Origin of the sequence: Gillisia sp. CAL575 (genome assembly GCF_000403785.1) — a bacterium.
In the GTDB taxonomy this organism is placed as follows: Bacteria; Bacteroidota; Bacteroidia; order Flavobacteriales; family Flavobacteriaceae; genus Gillisia.
Genome location: NZ_APHJ01000040.1, coordinates 102,083 through 126,430, shown reverse-complemented (window position 1 = coordinate 126,430; position 24,348 = coordinate 102,083). Strand labels below are relative to the sequence as shown.

Below are 24,348 nucleotides of genomic sequence, written 5' to 3'. Positions count from 1 at the left end.
GAATTTTTGTAAAGCTAAAATACTAAATTTTAGTAGGAAACTATTTAACGTAGAATTAAAGTTTAAAGGCTAATTCTTTAGTATTTTTGAAATACTTACAATCCATTGATTCAATTTATGAAATATTCTATTAAAGTTCTTTTAATAAGCCTGCTCTCTTTTGCTTCTTTTGCTCAAGTTAAGGTTGATAAAACAATTAATCCAGACAAACCAAAATTGGTTGTTGGAGTAGTTGTAGACCAGATGAGGTATGATTACTTGACCAGATTTTGGAATAAATACGGGAACGAGGGTTTCAAGAGATTGGTTAATGAAGGTTTTAATTTAAAAAACAATCATTTTAATTACATTCCAACTTATACTGCTCCAGGGCACGCTTCAGTATTTACAGGAACCACTCCAGAAAATCATGGAATTATAAGTAATAGCTGGTATAATAAATTTGAGGAACAATATATTTATTGTGTTACAGATGAAAATGTGCAAGCATTAGGAACAATTGCGTCCGCAGGTAAAATGTCTCCAAACAGATTAATGGCTACTACAATTGCAGATGAAAATAGATTGTTTACTCAAATGCGAGGAAAAACAATAGGGATTGCCTTAAAAGATAGAGGAGCAATATTGCCAGCAGGACATACGGCTAACGCTGCTTACTGGTTTCATGGCCAAGAAGAAGGAAAATGGATAAGTAGTACTTATTATATGCAGGAGCTTCCTAAGTGGGTTAAGGATTTCAATATTTCGGGGACTGCACTTTCTTATATGAAGCCTTGGGATGCAATCCAGGATATAGAAACTTATTTAGAAAGCGGGTTAGATGAAAACCTTTTTGAAGGTGGATTTAGTGGTAAGAAAACTGCTACTTTTCCTTATGATCTGGAATCTCTTGGAAAGGATAATGGGAATTATGATCTTTTAAAAATCACTCCTTATGGGAACTCCTTGACTGCAGATTTTGCAATCGCCGCGATTAAAGGGGAGGAATTAGGTAAAGATGAATTTACAGATTTTTTAACTGTAAGTTTTTCAAGTACAGATTATGTAGGACACAATTTTGGGGTTAACTCCAAGGAGATTGAAGATGCCTATTTAAGACTAGATCTAGATTTAGCTAAGTTGCTTTCTAGCTTAGATACACAAGTAGGCAAAGGGAATTACACACTCTTTCTAACGTCCGATCATGGTGGGGGAGATGTTCCAACCTATTTGACATCAGTTAAAATTCCTTCGGGATATTTTGATGATCCAGAATTCGATTCAAAATTAAAGGAGTTTGTTTTTGAAAAATATAAGAAAGAAAATTTAATTGAATCTATTTCTAATTATCAAGTGTTCTTTAATTACAGAACAATTGAAGAGGCAAAAATTGACAGAACTGCTTTTGAAAATGAAATAGCACATTTTATTCTGCAATATCCAAAAGTGAATAAAGTTTTTACCCGAAGCCAGTTAGAAAGCGGGAATTATTCTGAAGGAATTTCGAGTTTAGTACAGAAAGGATTTAATCAGAAGCGTAGTGGAGATGTGATATTTGTGCTGGATCCTGCAGTTATTTCTTATACAACCACTACTGGCTCTACTCATGGTAGCGGGTTTTCTTATGACACTCATGCGCCATTAATTTTCTTTGGTAAAGGAATAAAGCACGGTAGTACTGCAAAAAAGTCTGAAGTAGTAGATATTGCTCCAACGATTTCTGTGTTATTAGGTATCGCCTTTCCAAATTCTGCGACTGGTAATCCTCTAGTTGAGGTTTTAGAGAAGAACTAAAATATTTTTTCAAACATTTTTCTCCATCGAAGTTTTCTTGTGAAACTACCTTGATCTTTAGAAAGTAGAAATTCTTCTTTTTGTTTTGCAGCTTTAAAGTATCCTGTAATATAATCTTGAAATAGACTTATATCTTTTTTTCTAAAAGCAAGTTTTGCAGATGCTATCAAGGTAATTAATAAACCATATCTAAGTTTATAAAAAGCTTCTCCCTGTTTATACTTAGACGCTTCATTATACGTGCTTCCCGTAGGTTTAAGGTGTTTTACTAAAAGACTTTTATCTGTCTTAATTTTCCATCCATAAAATTGCGCTACAAGTTCATCTGCGGTATCCCAACCCATGTTGGGTTTTAATCCCTCAATGTCTTTAAAACAAGTTTTGCGATAAGCTTTTAACGCTCCTCTTATATGATCATTATTGGTGAGGTTTTCCAAGATCCAATCATTTCCTTTTTGGATGCTACAAAAACCGCCGGACATCCCAACTTTTGAATCATTTTCAAAATGATTTACTATAGTTTCTAGATAGTTTTTAGGGAAAACAAGGTCGGCGTCAAATTTACATATTATATCATATTTCTCATCCAAAGTCTTAAGCCCTTCATTGAATGCATTAATCACCTTGCTTCCGGGTAGATGCGCTTCTGTTGAGGTAATAGATATTAATGATATATAAGAATGTTTATTTTTGAATTCTGAAACTATACTGTGTGTGGCATCATTAGACTGATCATCTACAATCACGATCTTCTCTGGTAAATAAGTCTGGTCAACTAAAGATTGTAAAGTAGAGCCAATAAATTCAGCTTCGTTATGTGCTGGGATTACAATATAAATCTTCAAAATAAGACTGAATTAATTTAGTAGAAATGAAGTTGAGGATAAATTTTCTATAAATAAAATTTATCTCTCTGCATATACAGCGTAATATCTAGGGGTGATAGTTCTAAGTAATGGTCTAAGACCTATTTTTTGAACAGGATTCGTCCATTTAGCCCTCTTCTGGATATTCCATCCTGCTTTCTCTAAAAGCCAATCAAATTGCCAATCTTCAAATTCATGATAATGGCGATCTCGTATATCGGTCTTACTTCTATATGCATCGCTAAACCATAGTTTCAAAGGTACTGTGGCTACTAGCTTATTAGTTTTAAGATCTTTCAGTAAGTTAAAAGGAGATAGTAAATGCTCAAATATTTCAAATGCAGTTACTAAATCATATTCACTTTCATAATCTACATGTGGATGAAGGTCTAGATCTTCTCCAGAAGTATTAGTGACATGGTATTTTTGAGATTTCATGATCGCAGAAAACGGATTTTCTACGCCCAGATCCAAAACCCTAGCAGGAGATGGAACAGCATTTTCAAGAAACTCTAATGTTTTTTTAAATCTTTTATTCGGAAATGTATTTTCGTACATCTAGTATTGGTAGACAAGTGCATTAATATTCATTCCCGCTCCAACGCTTGCAAGAATTATCACATCTCCTTTGTTTAATTCTTGATTTGGAATATTTCCAGTAATTACCAAGTCTAAAAGAGTAGGAACAGTTGCTACGCTACTATTCCCAAGTTCATGAATACTCATTGGCATAACATTCTCTGGAGCTTTCATTTTGTATTGCTTGTAAAAACGGGTTATGATAGCTTCATCCATTTTTTCATTAGCTTGATGTATAAACACTTTTTTTACATCTTCAATAGACTTTCCACTTTCTTCCAAACAAGCTTTCATCGCTTCTGGTACATGTTTTAAAGCAAATTCGTAGATCTTTCTACCATTCATTTTAATGTATCTGGTATCATCTTCCTCTTCGCTTCTATTAGATTTGCCGAAATAGATATGATGTGCATCTTGATAAGCATGGGTAGCAGAACTGTGAGCAAGTATTCCACCTGTTTCATCTGAAGCTTCAAAGATTGCAGCTCCAGAACCATCAGAAAAAATCATAGAATCTCGGTCGTTATTATCTACTACTCTGGAGAGTGCTTCAGCTCCAATAACCAAGCATTTCTTAGCCATTCCACTCTTAATAAAGGCTTTAGCCTGAATGACACCTTCTATCCAACCTGGACAACCAAAAAGAACATCATAACCAACGCATTTTGGATTTTTTATCCTAAGATTGTGTTTTACTCTAGTGGCAAGACTAGGTACGGTATCGCTTTGGCTACTTCCAAATCTTACATCGCCATAATTATGGGCAACTATTATGTAGTCTAATGTTTCGGGATCTATACCTGCATTTTCTATAGCTTTTTGAGCAGCCACAGTTGCCATGTCTGAAGTGCTTAGGTCTTCTTCAAGATACCTTCTTTCTTCAATCCCGGTAATAGCTTTAAATTTTTCAATTGTTACCTCATTAGTATGAGGAAATCCTGATCCATCTATATTAAAAAATTCATGTTTCAAAAAGTCTGAATTCTTTCTCTTTAAGTTCGGAATAAAACTTCCTAAACCAGTCATCTTTATGCTCATTGAAACTGAGTGTTTTGTAATTATATCAACTAAAATACTAAAAGCAATCTAAGAAATCCTTAAGGAAATACATAATTTGCGACATTTTATGGTATTAGTAAAATTCGCGATTTTAATTATTGAATTGATAATTATAGCGCTTTAAATTAAAAATAGCCCAAAGTTATTAAGTCAAGCCTTGGGCTAAAAACTGTTTATGCTTCCATATATTCTTCAATAGGAGCACATGTACATATAAGATTTCTGTCTCCATATGCATCATCTACTCTTCTAACTGTAGGCCAAAATTTATTATCTGCAACATACTCCAATGGGAATGCAGCTTGTTCTCTCGAATATGGAAAATCCCAAGTGTCTGCTGTCAACATTGCTAATGTATGTGGTGCGTTCTTTAGAATATTTACTTCATCATTAGTAGATGAGTTGGTAATTTCCTTACGAATAGATATTAATGCATCGCAAAATCTATCTAATTCTGCTTTGCTTTCACTCTCTGTAGGCTCAATCATTAAGGTTCCTGCGACAGGAAAAGAAACCGTTGGAGCGTGGAAACCATAATCAATTAATCTTTTTGCAATATCTACAACTTCAATCCCATTGGTTTTGAACGGTCTGCAATCCAAAATCATTTCATGAGCAGCACGCCCTCTTTCTCCAGAATATAAAGTTTGATAATGATCTTTTAAACGAGCCTTGATATAGTTTGCATTTAAAATCGCATATTCTGTAGCTTTCTGAAGTCCGTTTACCCCTAGCATAGTTATATATCCATAAGAAATAAGACATACTAAAGAAGATCCCCACGGGGCTGATGAAATAGCGGTGATTGCTTGTTCCCCTCCAGTTTTTATCACGGGATTTCCTGGTAAAAAAGGAAGTAATTGTTTTGCAACACATATTGGCCCTACTCCTGGACCACCACCACCATGCGGAATAGCAAAAGTTTTATGAAGATTTAAATGACATACATCGGCTCCAATTGCACCAGGATTTGTTAACCCAACCTGAGCATTCATATTAGCGCCATCCATATAAACTTGACCACCATTATCATGGATCAATTGGGTGATTTCTTTAATAGCAGACTCATATACTCCGTGAGTAGATGGATAGGTCACCATTAAAGCTGCTAAATTATCTTTATATTTTAGGGCTTTCTCCCTAAGGTCATCTATATCTATATTTCCCTCCTTGGTTGATTTTGTAACCACAACCTTCATTCCAGCCATTACAGCAGAAGCAGGGTTGGTACCATGAGCAGAAGAAGGGATTAAACAAATATTTCTTTTTGAATCTCCACGAGACTCATGATAAGCACGAATAACCATCAACCCTGCATATTCCCCTTGCGCTCCAGAATTTGGTTGTAAAGAAGTACCTGCAAATCCTGTAATTTCAGTTAATTGATCTTCTAATCTTTTTAGAACTATTTGATATCCTTCAGCCTGATCTATAGGTGCGAATGGATGAATATTTCCCCACTGTGGGTTGCTTAAAGGCAGCATTTCTGAAGCTGCATTCAGTTTCATAGTACAAGAGCCTAGTGGAATCATAGAGTGATTAAGAGAAAGGTCTTTTCGTTCCAATTTCTTAATGTATCTCATCAATTCGGTTTCAGAATGATAAGAACTAAAAACATCATTTGTTAAAAATTCTGTTTTTCTATTCACTTCTGAAGTAATCGAAGTACCATCAACTAATTCGTCTATCTTATCAAATTTCTTGTTAGCAACCTCTGCAAAAATGGAAACTATACTATTAAGGTCCTTAACAGTTGTCGTTTCGTTTAAAGCGATTACCACAGTTTCTTCATCTGGATAATAGAAATTTATTTTATTATTTTCAGCTAAGACTTTAATGGCTTTAACATTTGCTTTAATCTGAATTGTGTCAAAATAAGAATCGTTAAGTTGTTCAAAACCTAAAGTTTCCAGTTTCTTATGGAGTGTATATGCTGAAGCATGGACAGTGTTTGCTATATATTCTAGTCCTTTTGGGCCATGATATACCGCATACATTCCGGCCATTACGGCAAGTAATACTTGTGCTGTACAAATATTAGAAGTCGCTTTGTCTCTTTTAATATGTTGTTCTCTGGTTTGTAACGCCATTCTTAAGGCACGATTACCATTAAGATCTTTAGTTACACCAATAATTCTTCCAGGAATACTTCTTTTGTATTCTTCTCTTGTTGCAAAATACGCGGCATGTGGTCCGCCATATCCTAATGGTATTCCAAAACGTTGCGTAGTTCCAACAACTACATCTGCTCCAAAATGACCAGGAGATTCTAATTTTATTAAACTTAAAATATCTGCAGCAACCACAACCTTAATTCCGGCTTCTTTACATTTCGCAACGTAGCTGGAATAGTCAAATACGTGTCCAGATTTCCCTGGGTATTGTAGTAGTGCTCCAAAGAATTCTGAGGAAAAATCGAATTCCGCATGATTACCAACAACCAATTCAATTCCTAAAGGAATGGCTCTGGTTTTTAGTAATGAGATGGATTGTGGTAATACTTCTTCTGAAATGAAGAATTTTATAACCTTATTTTTTTTCTGATCTTTTTCTCTTACAGCAAATAGTAAAGCCATGGCTTCTGCAGCAGCTGTAGATTCATCTAAAAGAGAAGCATTAGCTAATTCCATTCCTGTTAGATCTGCGATCATAGTTTGGAAATTTAATAAAGCTTCTAATCTCCCTTGAGCAATTTCTGCCTGATATGGAGTGTATGCAGTATACCATCCCGGATTTTCCAAAACGTTACGTTGTATCACTGCTGGCATAATAGCTTGGTGATACCCTAAGCCAATATAAGATTTGAATACTTTATTTTTTGCAGCGAGCTCTCCAATATGTTCAGCATATTCGTTTTCGCTTAAAGCTGTATCTAGATTTAAGGGAGATTTTAAACGAATATCATCTGGGATTGTTTCGTAGATAAGCTGGTCTAAAGAAGAGGCGCCAACGGTGGAAAGCATTTCTGAAAGCTCACTTTCCTTGGGACCGATATGTCTAAGTGCAAAAGAATCTGTTCTCATCAAAATTTAGTTGTGTTTTGTGCTGCGAAATTACATATTTTAAACGTAAATTTTTACAAATTACCTACTTAGACTTGTTAAGATTTTATAGCCTATTTTTGATGGGAAAAGCAGTTAATAAATGTACTTGAGATCTATACTTAATTTTTATGTTAGTAGTAGTATTCATGTAGCTTTGACGGTAGTGAGTCTGGCTATTATAACTATGCTTAATTTTGAGATTTCTATAGATTTCAATTTGTGTTTATTTGTTTTTCTTGGCGCCATTACTGGTTACAATATTGTAAAGTATGTTGGAATTGCCGGATTACATCATTTGAGTTTGACAAAAAACCTTAGGCTTATTCAAGTTTTTTCATTCTTAATATTTCTTGCATTATTGTATGTTTTGTTTCAATTGTCTTGGAATGTGATTATATTTTCTGCATTAATGGGATTAGTAACCTTACTTTATATTCTACCTTTTTTTGGAGGAGGAAGAAATTTAAGAGCATTAGCCGGCGTAAAGATCTATGTAATTGCCTTTGTGTGGAGTGGAGTTACCGTGTTATTGCCGCTAATTGGTAAAACTGAATTGATGCAATGGGATGTGCTTCTCGAATTCATTCAAAGGTTTCTTTTCGTTTTTGCGCTAACGCTTCCTTTTGAAATTAGAGATCTCAAATTTGATATGGCAAATCTAAAAACTGTGGCTCAGGTGTTTGGAGTTCGAAAGGCTAAAATTATTGGAGTCTTAATAATATTAGCTATTATTCTTTTGGAGTTTGTAAAAGTTGAGTCTACAATTAGAAGTTTGATTTCGTTAATCCTGATTAGTGTTTTGTTGAGTATACTAATAATTAAATCCAGAATAAGACAAACCAAATATTATTCTTCACTTTGGGTAGAGGGAATACCTATTTTGTGGTGTTTACTACTTTTAGCAATGCAATTTATTTATCTGTAAGTTCCTTTTTAATTCCCTCTTTCCATACTTTTTTCTCATCTTCTGTACAGGTTTTAATATTAGATTTCTCCATTAGCTCTGTAAGACGGTTATTGTGTGAAGAGTATTTTCTACATCTTTTGCAAAAGACAAGATGCAACAACATTTTTAATTTCTCCGGAAGAGAAGCTTCATTGTATTGCTTTTTGTCACAACAGTAAGCCGCTTCTGAGCAATCTATAAAAAGTGTTTTTTTGTTATTCATATTAAAACCAGTTTTTTTCTAAACATTGAGCTAAGGTTGTTCGAGCTCTGTGAATTATAACCCAGAGATTAGACGGGGTAATATCAAACTCATTACAAATAGCTTCAGTCTCAAAACCATCTATAGTTTTCATTTTAAAAATCTTAGCCTGTTTTTCGGTTAAATGCTCCATGCATTCTAAGATGGCTATTCCCAACTCTTCATTCTCCATAACATCTTCAGCTGTCTTGTCAAATCTATCAGGGGCATTTTCTTCCAACCAGTCCCCTTCATTAGAATCATCGTTGTATTGAATTTTTATTTCAGCCTTACCTTTTCTAGAATTGGTTTTTCTGTAGTGATCTATGATCTTTCTCTTTAAAATGGAGATTAGCCAAGTACGTTCAGTAGCCTCTCCTTTAAAGTTTTTCATAGATTTTAAACCTGCCAAAAATGTTTCAGAAATAAGATCATGAGCTACCTCCCGATCATTCACCCTAACAATCGTAAAATTGAAGAGATAATCGGAGTATTTATCTACCCATTTATTTGGATCTATTTTATTTATGGACATAGGTAAATAGGGTTAATTCTTCAAAATTAAAAATAGTTTGAAACCAAAATATTAATTGAAAGATAAGATATATCTAAGTTAAAATAGAATTTTATTGTTTTTCTAATAATCCGGCCCTTTTAAGCAAAGCATCTGGTTGAGGTTCTTTTCCTCTAAAACGCTTGTACAAGGTCATAGGTTCTTCTGTTCCTCCTAAAGAAAGAACTGTTTCTTGAAATTTTTTGGCTACTTCTGGATTAAAGATTCCTTTTTCTTTAAAATACTCAAAGGCATCTGCATCCAATACTTCTGCCCATTTATAGGAATAATAACCAGAAGAATATCCCCCTTGAAAAATATGAGAGAATGAAGTGCTCATACAGTTTTCTTTCACATCTGGATAAAGCTTTGTAGGTTCAAAGGCTTCATTTTCAAATTCCTTTATGCTATTGATTTTTGAAGGATCCACTGCATGATATCCCATGTCTAACATCCCGAAGCTTATTTGACGTAAAGTAGCCATCCCTTCGTGAAAGTTGGAAGCTTTTTTGATCTTATCTATTAATTCCTGCGGAATAATTTCGCCAGTTTCATAATGTTTGGCAAAAAGCTGAAGCGCTTCCGGCTCGTAGCACCAATTCTCCAGCACTTGGCTAGGAAGTTCTACAAAATCCCAATAAACACTTGTTCCAGAAAGACTAGGGTATGTTGTATTGGCTAACATTCCATGTAATGCATGCCCAAATTCATGGAACAGCGTGGTCACTTCATTAAAGGTGAGTAAAGAAGGTGTTTTTTTGGTTGGTTTGGTAAAGTTGCAAACTATAGAAATATGAGGTCTGGTATTTTTGCCATCTAATATTTCTTGTGATTTATAAACGGTCATCCAAGCACCATCTCTTTTCCCGGCTCTTGGATGGAAGTCGGCATAGAATAATGCAACCTCTTTTCCTTCGTTATCGGTAACTTGGTAGGTCTTTACATCTTCATGATATACATCTATATCTTTTACTTCAGTAAAAGTTAAATTGTAGAGTTTTTTAGCGACTATAAGAACCCCATCTACTACATTATTAAGTTGAAAATAGGGCTTTAATATTTCGTCGTCTAGGTTAAATAATTTCTGTTTTAATTTCTCTTGAAAATACGCAGCATCCCATTTTTGAAGCAGATCTATTCCTTCCAGATCTTTAGCAAAACTTTCCAGTTTGGTAAATTCTTCTTTCGCGGCTGGCTTAGCTTTTTCAAGAAGGTCCTGTAGAAAAGTAGTAACGGTTTTTGGATTTTTCGCCATTCTTTCTTCTAAAACAAAGTCCGCATGAGATTTATAACCTAATAATTTTGCGCGATCAAATCTTAATTTTACAATTTGAAGGACATTTTCTTGGTTATCCAACTCATCATTTTGAAATCCTTTTGCACCAAAAGCAAGAGCCATTGTTTTTCGAAGTTCTCTATTCTTGGCATATTTCATAAATGGGATGTAGCTAGGATATTCTAAAGTGAAGATCCAGCCTTCCTTATTTTTTGAATTTGCTACTTCACTGGCGGCTTCTTTAACATGATCCGGGAGTCCATCAAGATCAGACTCATTGGTTATATGAAGCTCGAATTTATTCGCTTCGGCTAACACATTTTCTCCAAATTTAAGACTGAGAGAAGATAACTTCTTATCAATTTCTCTCAATTTAGTTTTGTCTTCCAAATTCAGATTTGCTCCGTTTCTGGAGAATGCTTTATATTTTTTATCCAGCAACATCATTTGCTCACCATTTAATCCTAAGCTTTCCTTTTTATTGAAAACCACTTTTACTCTTTCAAAAAGATCTTCATTTAAAATGATATCATTTTTGAATTCTGTAAGAAGAGGTGAAACTTCCTGAGCGATCTTTTGGATCTTCTCATTAGTTTCTGCGGAATTTAGATTGAAAAAGATGCTGGTAATTCTATCTAATTTTTTGCCTGAGAATTCCAAGGTCTCAATAGTATTCTTGAAAGTTGGAGCAGCAGTTGAGTCGGAGATTTCTTTAATTTCATTCTTTGCTAAATCTATAGCTTCTAGGATCGCCGGCTTAAAATGCTCGGTTTTTATCTTAGAAAATGGTGCGAAATGGAAATCTTGAAGGAGTGGATTATAAGTGTTCATTATATAAAATCTTTTTATAAATAGTTATCGTTTATACCATTACGATTAATTTCTAACGTATTTGGTGATATTTCAAAAAAACATGTATCTTACAAGCTTGAAATTATGTTTTAAGTTTTTATAGTAAGTAGTCTTAATAGTTTGGAATAATATATTTAGAATGGTTAATAAATGATAATTTTAACGAAGAAGTACTACAGAAAAAGCCACATTTATTGTGGCTTTTTTGCTATCTAATAGTTTTAGCTCCTTCAATCACTTTTTGTTTCAAACCTTCTTTGTAGACTAATATCTTGTCCAGCATGCATTTATCTGAACTTCCTAATATTTGAGCTGCAAGAATTCCTGCGTTTTTTGCACCATTTAATGCGACCGTAGCTACTGGAACTCCTCCTGGCATTTGTAGGATAGATAGAACAGAATCCCAACCATCTATAGAGTTACTCGATTTTACTGGAACACCAATAACTGGAAGCGGGGATAATGATGCTACCATTCCTGGTAAATGTGCTGCTCCGCCTGCCCCTGCTATAATTACTTTTATCCCACGAGTATGTGCAGATTTGCTGAATTCAAATAATTTCTCTGGGGTGCGATGTGCTGAAACAATATCTACTTCAACCTCAATATCGAAACCTTTCAAAATATCTATTGCTTCTTGCATTACAGGCATGTCACTCGTACTACCCATTATTACCGCTACTTTACTCATTAGTTATGTTTTAATCCCTCATTGAGGGTTTGATTTCTAGAGGTTTGCCTAGAATTTTTAAAATATTTACCAGTTCATTTCTCTTAGACTTGCCCGGAGGTTTTTGATTTATATCAATCTAATTATATAGTTAGTTTTTGCTAATTACCTTTAGAGTCTTTTTAACCTCTTCAGCAATAGTTCTTGCTTCCTTAATGTCTTTATTTACTATGGTAACATGACCCATTTTTCTAAATGGGCGAGTTTCTTTTTTACCATATATATGAGGAGTTACACCTGGTATTTTCAGTATTTGCTCCATATTTTTATAAATAGGAGGGCCTGTATAATTTTCTTCCCCAGATAAATTTACCATTATTCCAGCAACTTTGCTCTCAGTATTTCCTAAAGGTAGATCCAAAATCGCTCTTAAATGTTGCTCGAACTGGTTTGTATAACTAGCTTCAATACTATAATGGCCGCTATTATGCGGTCTGGGTGCTACTTCATTTACAACCAATTCATCATCTTGAGTTAAAAACATTTCAACAGCTAACAATCCAACATGTCTAAATGCATCAGACACCTTTTCTGCTAACTGTCTGGCTTTTGCTGAAATAGATGCTTCTATTCTCGCTGGGCATATCACATATTCCACTTGATTGGCAACTGGGTGAAATTCCATTTCTACCACAGGGTAGGAGATTACTTCGCCAGAAGGGTTTCGAGCTACAATAACTGCTAATTCGTTTTTAAACGGGATCAATTTTTCCGCTAAACATTTTCCTTCTGGGATTTGATCCAAATCTTCTTGAGATTTCACAATCATTACACCTCTTCCATCATAACCACCGGTAGCGCTTTTCCATACAAATGGCAATGAAACTTGGTTTTCATTAAAAGCTTTTAGTAATTCTAGTTTAGAATTAAAGGCGGAAAAAGCAGCAGTTGCAATATCATTATCTAGGTAAAATTGCTTCTGAATAACTTTGTCACCTATCTTCTCTAAAGTATTGGAAGAAGGAAATACTTTAATGCCTTCCTTTTCTAGTTGTTTTAAAGCTTCAATATTAACAGATTCTATTTCGAAGGTTACAAGGTCTGCTTTTCTGCCAAAATCAAGAACAGCATCATAATCCATTAAGTCTCCTTGGATAAAAGTATTTGCTGATATTTTACAGGGAGCCTCATCGCTTGGATCCATCACAATGGTTTGGATATCAAGTTTTCTGGTTTCATACAGAAGCATTTTACCGAGTTGTCCACCACCTAAAATACCTAACTTAAATTCTGAAGAAAAATAATTATTCATAGCGATTCCGATGTTTACGCAAAAATAATTTTTTAAGATGGAATAGTCCAAAGATTGTAACACAAATGCATTTATTTATTAAGGGGTTAGGATGATAAGAATCCCTATCTTTGCTGCTTTAAAATTTATAATAGTGATCCAATTACACGATCTTAAGTTCGAGCCTTTTATTTCTGAAGGAAAAATCACCGCTGCTATAGATGCAATGGCACTAAACATCAACCAAGATTATAAAGGGAAAACGCCTGTATTTTTGGCTGTTTTAAATGGTGCTTTCATGGTTGCTTCAGAAATCATAAAGCGTTTTGAAGGAGATTGTGAGGTTGCATTTGTAAAGTTAGAGTCTTATAAGGGTACAGAAACTACGGGGAATGTAGAAACCCTAGTAGGTTTGAATATATCTTTAAAAAATAGACAGGTAATAATAATTGAGGATATCGTAGATACAGGAATCACATTAGCTGCCATTTATAAAATAATGGAAAAGGAAAATGTTGCTGATGTTCGCATTGCATCTTTGTTCTTTAAGCCGAAAGCATATCAGAAAAATTTCAAAATAAATTATATAGGATTAGAAATCCCCAACGATTTTATTGTGGGATATGGATTAGATTATAATGGTCTAGGCCGGAATCTAACTGAAGTCTATAAACTTAAAGAAGAGAACATGACAAATTTGGTGTTATTTGGCCCTCCGGGTGCAGGAAAAGGAACCCAAGCGAACTTTTTAAAGGAAAAATATAAACTGGTACATATCTCTACTGGAGATGTGTTTAGATATAATATTAAGAATGCAACTGAGCTTGGATTGCACGCTAAGTCCTTTATGGATAAAGGGCAATTAGTTCCAGATGATGTTACTATTAAAATGTTGGGCGCAGAAGTAGATACAAATCCAGATGCCAACGGATTTATTTTTGATGGTTTTCCAAGAACTGTTGCTCAAGCAGAAGCTCTTGCAGAGTTAATGAAAGAAAAGATTACCGAAGTTTCTGCAATGATTGCTTTAGAAGTAGATGATGAGGTCCTAGTAGAACGTCTATTAGAAAGAGGAAAAACATCTGGACGAAAAGATGATGCAGATGAAGCTATTATAAGAAATAGAATTCATATCTATTATGAGGAAACTGCTATTCTAAAGCAATTTTATCTTAAGGAAGATAAATATTTTGGAGTGGATGGAGTAGGATCAGTTCCAGAAATCACAGAGAGAATTAGCAAAGTGATAGATTCTTTATAGATTACAGTTAACAATTATTACAACCGATTGTGAGATCGCAAAAAAAATAGAAGACAATGACAGAGGGGAATTTTGTAGATTATGTTAAGATCCACGTTGCTTCCGGAAAAGGAGGGCAGGGGTCTGCGCATTTACGTCGGGAAAAATATATAACCAAAGGTGGGCCAGATGGCGGTGATGGTGGTCGTGGAGGTCATATTATCCTGAAAGGTAATAAGAGTCTTTGGACACTTTTTCATCTTAAATTTAAAAGGCACGCAAGAGCAGAGCATGGGTCTCACGGATCTAAGCAGCGAAGTTCTGGTGCAGATGGAGCAGATCAATACATTGAGGTTCCGTTGGGAACCGTGGTGAGAGATACAGAGACAGAAGAGATCTTGTTTGAGATCACCGATGATGGGGAGGAACGTATTGTAGCACAAGGTGGTAAAGGTGGTCTGGGTAACTGGAACTTTAAATCATCTACAAACCAAACTCCGAGATATGCACAGCCTGGAATAGATGGGCAAGAGGTAGATGTTACTTTAGAGTTGAAAATTTTGGCAGATGTTGGATTGGTTGGTTTTCCTAATGCAGGAAAATCTACTCTACTGTCTGTAATTACTGCGGCGAAACCAAAAATCGCCGATTATGAATTTACTACTCTAAAACCTAATTTAGGTATAGTAGAATATAGAGAATTTAAAACTTTTGTGGTTGCAGATATTCCTGGGATCATTGAAGGTGCTGCGGAAGGTAAAGGGATTGGACATAGATTTTTACGCCATATAGAACGTAACTCTACCTTGTTATTTTTAGTTCCTGCTGATGCACCAGATATTATAAAACAATATGAGATCCTTTTGGATGAACTTAGAAGATATAATCCTGAAATGCTGGATAAGGATCGACTAATTGCTATTTCTAAAAGTGATATGTTAGATGAAGAATTGAAAGCCGAGTTGAAAGTGATTTTAGATAAAGGCCTTAAGGCACCTTACCTATTTATTTCTTCAGTAGCGCAGCAAGGTTTGATGGAGCTAAAGGATAAACTTTGGGAAATGCTGAATACCGAAGACTCTTAAATTTTTTAATCAATCTTTTCATGGGATGATTTTTGCTTAACTTTAAGTAAAAATCATCCCATGAAAAATTTTAAATTTCTTCTTTTATTACTTATAGTCACTTCTTGTAATGCTCCTAGAGCAACATATGACTATGATCAGAAAATGGAATTTACTTCCATTAATACCTATCAAATCTATCCAGATCTAAAATCTAATCTAAGTCAATTAGATGAACAGCGAATGATCAATGTGCTGAATTCAGAAATGAATGAGATCAATTTTTCTTCTTCAGAAATACCAGATGTTTATCTAAATTTTTATTCAACTTCTTATGAAGAACCGAGTAGGAATAATATTGGGATTGGAGTAGGAGGGTCTGGCAGAAATGTTGGGGTTGGAGTTTCTGGTGGAATCCCATTAGGTGGGTCTAATACCTATTTAAGAGTAACTTTTGATTTTATAAACGTGAAAACAGATGCTTTGATTTGGCAAGCGATTGTAGATAGTCCTTTTGCTAGAAATGGATCTCCAGAAGAGCGTGAAAATCAATTGAGAGCTATCGTTCAAAAGGCATTGGAAGGGTATCCACCTAATAAATAAAATCTGCTCAACAGTTCCAAATAGTAATGTCCAATTAAAGACAAATAACCGCTTCGCTGTAAATTACAAGATCTCAGATTTAATATTAACTCCCTATTGAACACTATAATATTTCAGCAATATTTTTATCGGCAGCTTATGTGAATAATAACGTTTCTATCTCAGGTTGAAAAACAAAAAGTAAGAGACGAGCTATTGTTCGATTAACATATTAAAATTTCAAAGCACATTTAGAATTTAAAATAAAAAAAGCCCCAATTTCTTGGGGCTTTTCTTGATTAGTTAGTTACAACTTTTCAGTTCATGATAGTAAACTCACTACGTCTGTTCTTAGCATATTGCTCATTAGTACATCCGGTTGGTTTAGTACAATCATTCAATGGCATGGTTTCTCCATAACCTTTAGAGGTTAAACGATCCCTTTCAATACCATGATTTACTAAGTATTCTAAAGTAGAAGCGGCACGTCTTTCAGAAAGAGCCATGTTATAGCTATCTGTTCCTCTTGCATCTGCATGAGATCCTACTTCAATATTTAATGATGGGTATTTCTTCATGATAGTAACAACCTTATCTAAGGTAACCTCAGATTCTTTTTTGATGGTTGCTTTATCAAAGTCAAAATAAATGTTTCCAACATCTTTTAATTGTTGTCTTCCAGTTTCAGAATTTGTTTCTCTTTCGTCAATTTCCACAACAGGAGGCGTGTAGTCTTCTCTTAAGAAATTGTAAAGATTATCTGTACCTCTTCTGTTAGATGCAAACCATCCTGTGTCTTCTCCTTCTTTTACAACGTATGCAAAATCATCGAATCCGCTGTTGATAGTCGCTCCTAAGTTCTTAGTTTCAGAAAAATCACCTTCAGACTTGTAGATATCTAAGTTACCAAAACCTTTATGTCCATCTGAAGAGAAGTAAAGAACTCCTTCTTCACTAATAAAAGGAAACTGTTCTCTATGAGCAGTGTTAACTCCAGCTCCTAGATTTTGAGGAGATCCAAAAGTTCCATCTTCATTAACATCTACCATATAGATATCGAAAGAACCATTTGTTCCTGGCATATCACTGGCAAAGTATAACTTTTTACCATCTGCACTTAAACTTGGGTGTTCTACAGAGTAGGAATCACTAGAGAAAGGAAGAACTTCGATATTTGACCATTTTCCATCTACCATTTGTGCACGGTAAAGGCTGATATGAGCAATCTTGTCATCTTCTATTTTTACTCTCTTATCGTTAGTTCTATCAAAATACATTGTCATTCCGTCTTTGCTAAAGGTAGCAGAGCTTTCATGAGAGTCAGTATTGATGTCACCTGGGAAAAGTACAATTTCGCTTAATTGACCTTCGTCGTCTGTAGTTGCAGTGTACAAATCTAAAGTTGGCTTTTTGTTCCAAGGATACAAAGGACGTTCTGCATTTCTTGTAGAAGCAAAAATCACTTTATCATCTCCATAAAAAGAGATTCCAAAATCTGCAGAAGCAGCATTATTCATTACTTGGTTAGAAGTAAATACGTGGGAAACAGTAGTATCTAATTCTTTTCTAAATTTCTCAAAGTCATATTCATTACCAGAGAATTCCGAAAAATACTTATCAGCTTCCTTATGATTACCAGCTGCCATTGAAGCATGTGCATACCTAAATTTGTATTCTGCTACAACTTCTTCTCCGTACTTCAGAAACAAGTTCTTATATACCTCAGATGCATTTTGCATCTGATTGGTATAAAAGTATGAGTCTGCAAGATTTTGAAGAACTTCTTGGCTTTTATCATTTACGTTCTCATAAGCATCACTAGCATCCATAAATGCTCGCTGGGCAAAAAATCTATCGGCTTTCTTAATCTCAGAATTTTGGGCAAAACCTGAGAAACTAATTACCGCTATTAATATAAAACTATATAATTTTTTCATGTTGTTTTTGGTTTTAGAAGAATCTAGGTGATTTGTCATATCCTTTAGACAATCCGAATAGGTCTAGATCGAATAACAAAAGGAATTCGTGGGTTCCATCGTTGTAATCTCCAAGATTAGATGTGGTTCTGTCATATGCATATCCAACTCTAATTTGTGGAGTTACTGCGAAATTAACCAGTCCGGTAATAGCATCTCCAAATCTGTATCCTAAACCAGCTTCTAATTTATTAAACATTAAAACATTTGCTGTAATGTCCACAGATAATGGAGCTCCTTGTACACCCCTAGCCATAAAAGCAGGCTTTAATTTGAAGTCCTCATTGATGTCAAAAACATATCCACCAGTTACAAAATAGTGAATGTTTTCTTCTCCAAGAGTTCTTAAACCTTGTTCGTTCTCTAAATGTTTAGAAGTAAGAAGGTTTGGTGCAGAAAGACCAACATAGTATTTCTCTCCAAAAAAGTAAGCTCCAACACCAACTACGGGAAACACTTCATTTATGTTCTCACGAAAAGCTGGATCATCTAATTGGTTTAAAATTAAACCTGATACGTTAGCATCAAAAGTGGATAATCCACCTTTTATACCCAAAGACAATTTATTGGTTTCATTTAAAGGTAAAACATACGCAAAATCTGCAGTAATGTTATTTTCCTTTACCCAGTCACCAATTTCATCGTGAACTATGGATATACCAAGTTCAACTCGCTCACTCACCGGAGTGTGAGCAAAGAAACTGGCGGTGCTTGGAGCACCGTCAATTCCTACCCATTGAGATCTATATATACCACCCATCTTTAACATTCCGGCATCATCCGTAGCGTAAGCAGGGTTTAACACACTCATGTTATACATGTATTGAGTGTATAGGGGGTCTTGCTGAGACATTCCTTGAAAGGAAATAAGGATAATGCCTGTAAAAATTAAGAATTTTGTTATATTATTTTTCATTTCTTTCTAATGTTTATCCTTTAGTTATATACTTAAGTATAATTTTCCTTGTACCGGAGATGTTTGTCCGTCGTTGTAATTTAGGATATAGAAGTATACACCTACTGGTAAAACATCATTTCCTAAGGTTCCTGACTGATTTGAAATACCATCCCAGTCTCCTGTGCTCGCATTTCCTTTGAAGACCACATTACCCCATCTATTGAAAATTTCAATAGAATAATTTGGGAAACTTTCAGCAATTTCAGGAATTACAAACATGTCGTTTTTTCCATCACCATTAGGAGAAAATCCTTCTGGGATCCCACAGAATTCAACTTTAGCAACAACTGCAAGTCTCTCTGAACTTTCACAGCCTGTAGTTCCATCTACGGAAGCTCCATAATATGTTGCTCCATTTTGTAAAGGGGTTGTCGCTGAAATAGCTGAACCGCCAGTAGATGAAGTGTATACTAAAACTCCAGAGCCAGTGAAGTTGTTGATTAAGTCTTGAACAGTAGGATTATCACTTCTGCAAAACTCATTACCTTCAATAGACAGTGCTGGAGCTGAAGGATCTGTAATTGTAACCGAAATCACTGTAGCATCAGAAGAACAACTACCAGTATCATTAGTTGATACTGTATAGTAAATCATTCCGCTTACTAATTCAGTTGTAGCATCAACCACCTCTGTTAAGTCAGCATCAGAATAGATAACAATATTATCTCCTACAACAACGATATCTCCAACTGTTGGATTATCGATAAGGCAGAAAGATTGACTTGTTTCAGCTGTTGGAGAATCGGCAGGATCAGTCACATTGATTGTGAACGTTCCTGAAGCAGTTCCATTGATACAAGGATTATTGTCACCATTAACATCATAAGTAATTGTGAACAAACCTGCACCAGCTACTGCTGGATTAAATATTCCATTGTTTACTCCTGTTCCTGTGAATGTCCCGTTAAGAGAAGTTGTATCAGCATTTAACAAAGTACCAAGTGATATAGCATCACCATCTATACAAGTTTCTTGATTTGGAATAGTTCCAACAATTGCTGTAGTAGCTTCTTCTGTTACATTAATTGTGAACGTTCCTGAAGCATTTCCATCGATACAAGGATTATTATCACCGTTAACATTATAAGTAATTGTGAACAATCCTGCACCAGCTACTGCTGGATTAAATATTCCATTGTTTACTCCTGTTCCTGTGAATGTCCCGTTAAGAGAAGTTGTATCAGCATTCAACAAAGTACCAAGTGATATAGCGTCACCATCTACACAAGTTTCTTGATTTGGAATAGTTCCAACCATTGCTGTAGTAGCTTCTTCTGTTACATTAATTGTAAACGTTCCCGAAGCATTTCCATCGATACAAGGATTATTATCACCATTCACATTATAAGTAATTGTGAACAAGCCTGCACCAGCTACTGCTGGATTAAATATTCCATTGTTTACTCCTGTTCCAGTGAATGTCCCGTTAAGAGAAGTTGTATCAACATTTAACAAAGTACCAAGTGATATAGCATCACCATCTACACAAGTTTCTTGATTTGGAATAGTTCCAACTATTGCTGTAGTAGCTTCTTCTGTTACATTAACTGTGAACGTTCCTGAAGCATTTCCATTTGTACAAGAAATGATATCACCATTTACATTATATGTAATAGTGAACAATCCTGCACCAGCTAATGCTGGATCAAAGATTCCATTTAATACTCCTGTTCCACTAAAAGTTCCACCAAGAGATGTAGTATCAGCATTTAATAATGTTGCAAGCGAGATCACTTCTCCTTCTACACAGGTTTCTTGATTTGCAATAACTCCCACTTCAGCTTGGGTAGCTTGAGTAAAATTAATGTTCACAAATGTAAAATCATCATCACATTTCCCAAATTCACTAGTTATAGTGTATCTGTATTGTCTAGCAGCATCTACTGCTGGATTAAATACAGTGGTACCACTAGCAAATGCTGGTGTTACTGTTCCTCCAGACATTGCAGCTCCTAATATTGAAGGATTTAATCTATCTACGATATCAAAAGACACGTCTGAAGTGCAAGCTGTAATGTTTGTTGTAGCTCCAGCATTTGGGGCTCTTCCTATTTGAACATTTACTCTTTCTCTATTAGGACAATCCCCGTTTGCATTACCTGCAAAATAGTTTACATTATCCCTAAGAATTTCATTTGGAGATAAAGCGGTATCTGAATCAGCTGTTGCATACCAAGTAATATTCATTGGCAATAAATCTCTAACCTGAGGTCTCCTTGGATTATTTCCATCTACATCAGAAATCGATTCACAGAATTCTTGAGTTGTATCCGCAATTTGAGGACATATAACTTCGTTTGTAAATGTAATTATAATGTCAGCTGTATCAATACATCCGTTTAGATTGGTAACGGTGTAAGTATAGGTTCCTGCATTTCCAGTTGAAGGATCGAAATCACCATTTGCGTTTGGTGAAGAAAAAGTTCCGTTGGCATCTGGCATACTTGAACTATCAGCAACTAAAACATCAAATAAATTAAAAGCTGGGTCATTAGGATTTACCTCTCTAGTGGTGTTATCTCCTGCGTATGGTCCCTGTATAACAGTTAAAACAAAAGTTGAACTATCTTCACCGGACACACATGCATCTGTATCATCTTCATTTACCGTATATGTAATAGTATAACCATTGTCATTTGGTCCAACAGAAGGGTCAAACATTGTTCCCTCTGCGTTAACTCCAATACCAGAGAATGTTCCTCCAGGAGTTGCTCCAGAACCAGTTAAGAATCCTGCAAGCATTATTGGGTCATCACTGGAACATACTGGTTGACCAGTGATGTTACCTGGATTTACAGGAACAGGTTCTGTAATAGTGATGTTTACAAAAGTAAAATCATCTTCACATTTCCCAAATTCACTGTTTACTGTGTATGTGTACTGTCTCGCAGCATCTATAGATGGGTTGAATACAGTTGTACCACTAGCAAATGCTGGTGTTACTGTTCCTCCAGACATTGCAGGCCCTAATATTGAAGGGTTTAACCTACTAACAATGTCGAAAGGATCTTCGTTTCTACATGCAGTAATGTTTGTTGTAGCTCCAGCATTTGGCGCGATGCCTATTTGAACATTTACTCTTTCTCTATTAGGACAATCTCCATTTGCATTACCTGCAAAATAGTCTTCATTATCCCTAAGAGTTTCATTTGGAGATAAAGCATCGTCTGAATCAGCTGTTGCATACCATGTGATATTCATTGGCAATAAATCTCTAACCTGAGGTCTCCTTGGATTATTTCCATCTACATCAGAAATCGATTCGCAAAATTCTTGGGTGGTATCTTCAATTACAGGGCAAATAATTTCATTTGTAATTGTAACGGTTAAATCAGAAAAATCTGAACATCCGTTAGAAGATACGGTATACCTGAAGGTGTAATCGCCCGGAGTATAATCTGCCGGATTTAAGTCTCCATTTGCATTTTCTGGCGAAAATGTTCCACCTGTATCTGGATTTCCTTGAATAAAAGAAAATAAATTAACAGGATCTTGCTCTGTGCTTAAGGTAACACTGCTGTCATCTCCCGCATTTGGAGATTCCTTTACGAGTACACCAATTATAGCAGAATCTGAGCAATTACTATTATCTACAGTATATGTTGCTTGAGTTGTAAAAGGAAATGTATTTGAATTTACTGCTTGTGCATATGCAATAGCAATATTCTGTAAATCATCAGTCTCAAAATTCCCGTTTAGATCTGCATTAGTTATTCTTTGAGTAATAATCGCTTCTGCTGCAGCTGGGTCATTTATTGCTAAACCGATTAAAGATTCAATTTCATTCTGACAAAATTCTATAGTTTGATCTGGACCAGCATTAGGAGCTTGTTGAACCTCTACGCTTATTACCGAAGTGTCTGTTGGACAATTAGTATTGCCGGGTACAGTATATGTAAAAGTGTAATTTCCAGCTGCGTAATCTTGTGGAATAAAAGTGTTATCTCCAGAAGATAGTGCAGGTGTAAAGAAACCTGTTGTTTGTGGAGCACCTAATTGAGAATCATTTATCCTACTTACTAAATCAAAAGGTGCTTCGTTTGTACAAGCTGAAGTAAAAGTAGTACTTCCTGCATTTGGTGTGTCAAAGAAGTTTACAGTAATCCTATCTTGGGTACAATCATCACCAGTATTTCTATTGAAATAATCTTCACCTTCAACTAAATCCGTTGTAGGATCCAATGGGGTAGCAGAATTAGATTCAGCATAAAACGTTCCACCTTGAGGTGAGAGATCTTGAACTTGTGGCATTCTAAAATCATTACCCGATCCTACAGACTCACAGAAAGCTTGAGTTGATTCATTGAAACTAGTGGATTGAATTTCTACCGTAACAGCAGTTCTCGTGTCGCTCTCACATGGAGGTAACGGGCTATTTCTATCATTGATTACTTGGGTAGCGTAATAAGTTGCACCATCCAACAAAATTGTGCCATTTGGTAAAGGTTGAAATGAGTTAGCAGTTCTATACCATCTTATAGCCTGGGTATTTGGTGAAGTTCCTTGAGCTTCCAAATCTCCTACTGTAGCACCGTCGCAAAAAGCTTGAGGAGTTTGAGCAGTGGGAGGAGGAGTTGGTTGTGGATCATATCCTACAGCTACTCTTAAAGAAGGGCAGTTGTCTGGCCTCGAATTTCCAGAGCTAGATACTTGTCCAACAAAATAACTATCGTTTGGAGTCAATGGTCCAGTTGCTTGAACAGTCCCAAATTCTTCTTCATAAACTCTAATTTCATAACCAGTAATTGGATCAAAATAGGTAGCCAATTGCTCTGCTGTAAAATTTGATTCACAAGGGCTTATAGTGAAACTGTTTTCCCCTGGTACCAATCTATTATTTGGATAGTCTTCAAAATAAACTTTAACTACTACAGGTACTCTAGTGCAGCTTCCTGATTGTCCGCCAATATAATAAGTGTTCTCAGAATAAGTCTTCCCATCAACAGTCTTAATTATACCAGACAATAATTCATCTGAAGGTATTGGCTGCGTGTCATTTTGATTATCTGCAGTTTGAAATACAGCAGAACCGTCTGTCTGAATATCTTCAACGGTTGCTAGAAAACAGAATTCCTGATTGGAATCTGTGCCAGCGGGCGTCGGACATTGTCCATAGGAAGTGGTGCTTCCAATTAATAAAACTAGGGCAAAAAGAAGCATAGAATACCCTTTCTTTCCTAAAGTAAAATTTTGCATAGGCTAGGTGTTAAGTTTAACATTAAAATATTTAGTTAATAAATGGCCGCATAAGGCAACACAAATATTAGAATTTTTTTCAACAATATAGTTATTTTTAGGCTTTTATTTAACATGAAGAAACGTTGCTGTTAATGTTTTGTTAATCTGATACTCAGGCAGCTGTATGGTAAGAATTATGT

Annotated in this window: 17 protein-coding genes; 5 read left to right on the top strand and 12 right to left on the bottom strand. The window is 35.3% G+C overall.

The window, feature by feature from the left end:
• The first annotated feature begins 117 nt into the window (after nt 1–117).
• Nucleotides 118–1,773, top strand: a complete 1,656-nt coding sequence (gene pafA / locus I130_RS14045; protein WP_034924517.1) for an alkaline phosphatase PafA — start codon at nt 118–120, stop codon at nt 1,771–1,773.
• Here pafA and I130_RS14040 read toward each other — a convergent pair.
• The 4 genes from I130_RS14040 to gcvP all read right to left on the bottom strand — a co-directional run bounded on the left by I130_RS14040 (nt 1,770) and on the right by gcvP (nt 7,300).
• Nucleotides 1,770–2,618, bottom strand: coding sequence for a glycosyltransferase (locus tag I130_RS14040; protein ID WP_034924515.1), 849 nt, complete (start codon nt 2,616–2,618; stop codon nt 1,770–1,772). The genes pafA and I130_RS14040 overlap by 4 nt on opposite strands.
• A gap of 60 nt (nt 2,619–2,678) precedes the next feature.
• Nucleotides 2,679–3,197, bottom strand: a complete 519-nt coding sequence (locus I130_RS14035) for a methyltransferase domain-containing protein (protein WP_034924512.1) — start codon at nt 3,195–3,197, stop codon at nt 2,679–2,681.
• Nucleotides 3,198–4,256, bottom strand: coding sequence for a 3-oxoacyl-ACP synthase III family protein (locus I130_RS14030; protein ID WP_034924510.1), 1,059 nt, complete (start codon nt 4,254–4,256; stop codon nt 3,198–3,200).
• 194 nt (nt 4,257–4,450) lie between these two features.
• On the bottom strand, nt 4,451–7,300 hold the full coding sequence (gcvP, locus tag I130_RS14025; RefSeq protein ID WP_034924507.1) for an aminomethyl-transferring glycine dehydrogenase: 2,850 nt from the start codon (nt 7,298–7,300) through the stop codon (nt 4,451–4,453).
• 127 nt (nt 7,301–7,427) lie between these two features.
• On the opposite strand from gcvP, the gene I130_RS14020 reads away from it, so the two are divergent.
• Nucleotides 7,428–8,246 (top strand): hypothetical protein, encoded by an 819-nt coding sequence (locus I130_RS14020; RefSeq protein ID WP_232224141.1) that lies wholly within the window; start codon nt 7,428–7,430, stop codon nt 8,244–8,246.
• Here I130_RS14020 and I130_RS14015 read toward each other — a convergent pair.
• The 5 genes from I130_RS14015 to I130_RS13995 all read right to left on the bottom strand — a co-directional run bounded on the left by I130_RS14015 (nt 8,233) and on the right by I130_RS13995 (nt 13,171).
• Nucleotides 8,233–8,490 (bottom strand): hypothetical protein, encoded by a 258-nt coding sequence (locus tag I130_RS14015; RefSeq protein WP_034924502.1) that lies wholly within the window; start codon nt 8,488–8,490, stop codon nt 8,233–8,235. The two genes, I130_RS14020 and I130_RS14015, sit on opposite strands and share 14 nt — an antisense overlap.
• 1 nt (nt 8,491) lies before the next feature.
• Complete coding sequence (locus I130_RS14010; RefSeq protein WP_034924499.1) at nt 8,492–9,043, bottom strand: sigma-70 family RNA polymerase sigma factor; 552 nt, start codon at nt 9,041–9,043, stop codon at nt 8,492–8,494.
• A gap of 91 nt (nt 9,044–9,134) precedes the next feature.
• A complete protein-coding gene (locus tag I130_RS14005; RefSeq protein WP_034924497.1) occupies nt 9,135–11,168 on the bottom strand; it encodes a M3 family metallopeptidase in 2,034 nt (677 codons plus the stop codon).
• A 229-nt stretch (nt 11,169–11,397) separates the two neighbouring features.
• Nucleotides 11,398–11,880: a 5-(carboxyamino)imidazole ribonucleotide mutase gene (gene purE, locus I130_RS14000; protein WP_034924494.1), complete on the bottom strand. Its 483-nt coding sequence runs from the start codon at nt 11,878–11,880 to the stop codon at nt 11,398–11,400.
• 130 nt (nt 11,881–12,010) lie between these two features.
• On the bottom strand, nt 12,011–13,171 hold the full coding sequence (locus I130_RS13995; RefSeq protein WP_034924492.1) for a 5-(carboxyamino)imidazole ribonucleotide synthase: 1,161 nt from the start codon (nt 13,169–13,171) through the stop codon (nt 12,011–12,013).
• 133 nt (nt 13,172–13,304) lie between these two features.
• Between I130_RS13995 and I130_RS16515 the strand changes: the two genes are divergently transcribed.
• Genes I130_RS16515 through I130_RS13980 form a run of 3 tightly spaced genes read left to right on the top strand, consistent with a single transcriptional unit; the run spans nt 13,305 to nt 16,057 of the window.
• Nucleotides 13,305–14,411: an adenylate kinase gene (locus I130_RS16515; protein WP_083932930.1), complete on the top strand. Its 1,107-nt coding sequence runs from the start codon at nt 13,305–13,307 to the stop codon at nt 14,409–14,411.
• Between the two features lie 56 nt (nt 14,412–14,467).
• Nucleotides 14,468–15,475: a GTPase ObgE gene (gene obgE, locus I130_RS13985; RefSeq protein ID WP_034924489.1), complete on the top strand. Its 1,008-nt coding sequence runs from the start codon at nt 14,468–14,470 to the stop codon at nt 15,473–15,475.
• A 60-nt stretch (nt 15,476–15,535) separates the two neighbouring features.
• Nucleotides 15,536–16,057, top strand: coding sequence for a DUF4136 domain-containing protein (locus tag I130_RS13980; RefSeq protein ID WP_034924487.1), 522 nt, complete (start codon nt 15,536–15,538; stop codon nt 16,055–16,057).
• A gap of 296 nt (nt 16,058–16,353) precedes the next feature.
• Here I130_RS13980 and I130_RS13975 read toward each other — a convergent pair whose 3' ends face one another.
• Genes I130_RS13975 through I130_RS13965 form a run of 3 tightly spaced genes read right to left on the bottom strand, consistent with a single transcriptional unit; the run spans nt 16,354 to nt 24,166 of the window.
• A complete protein-coding gene (locus I130_RS13975; protein WP_034924582.1) occupies nt 16,354–17,973 on the bottom strand; it encodes an OmpA family protein in 1,620 nt (539 codons plus the stop codon).
• Nucleotides 17,974–17,986: 13 nt separating this feature from the next.
• Entirely contained in the window at nt 17,987–18,928 is a 942-nt protein-coding gene (locus I130_RS13970; protein WP_034924484.1) for a type IX secretion system membrane protein PorP/SprF, read from the bottom strand.
• A gap of 24 nt (nt 18,929–18,952) precedes the next feature.
• On the bottom strand, nt 18,953–24,166 hold the full coding sequence (locus I130_RS13965) for a gliding motility-associated C-terminal domain-containing protein (RefSeq protein WP_034924480.1): 5,214 nt from the start codon (nt 24,164–24,166) through the stop codon (nt 18,953–18,955).
• Between the last annotated feature and the right edge of the window lie 182 nt (nt 24,167–24,348).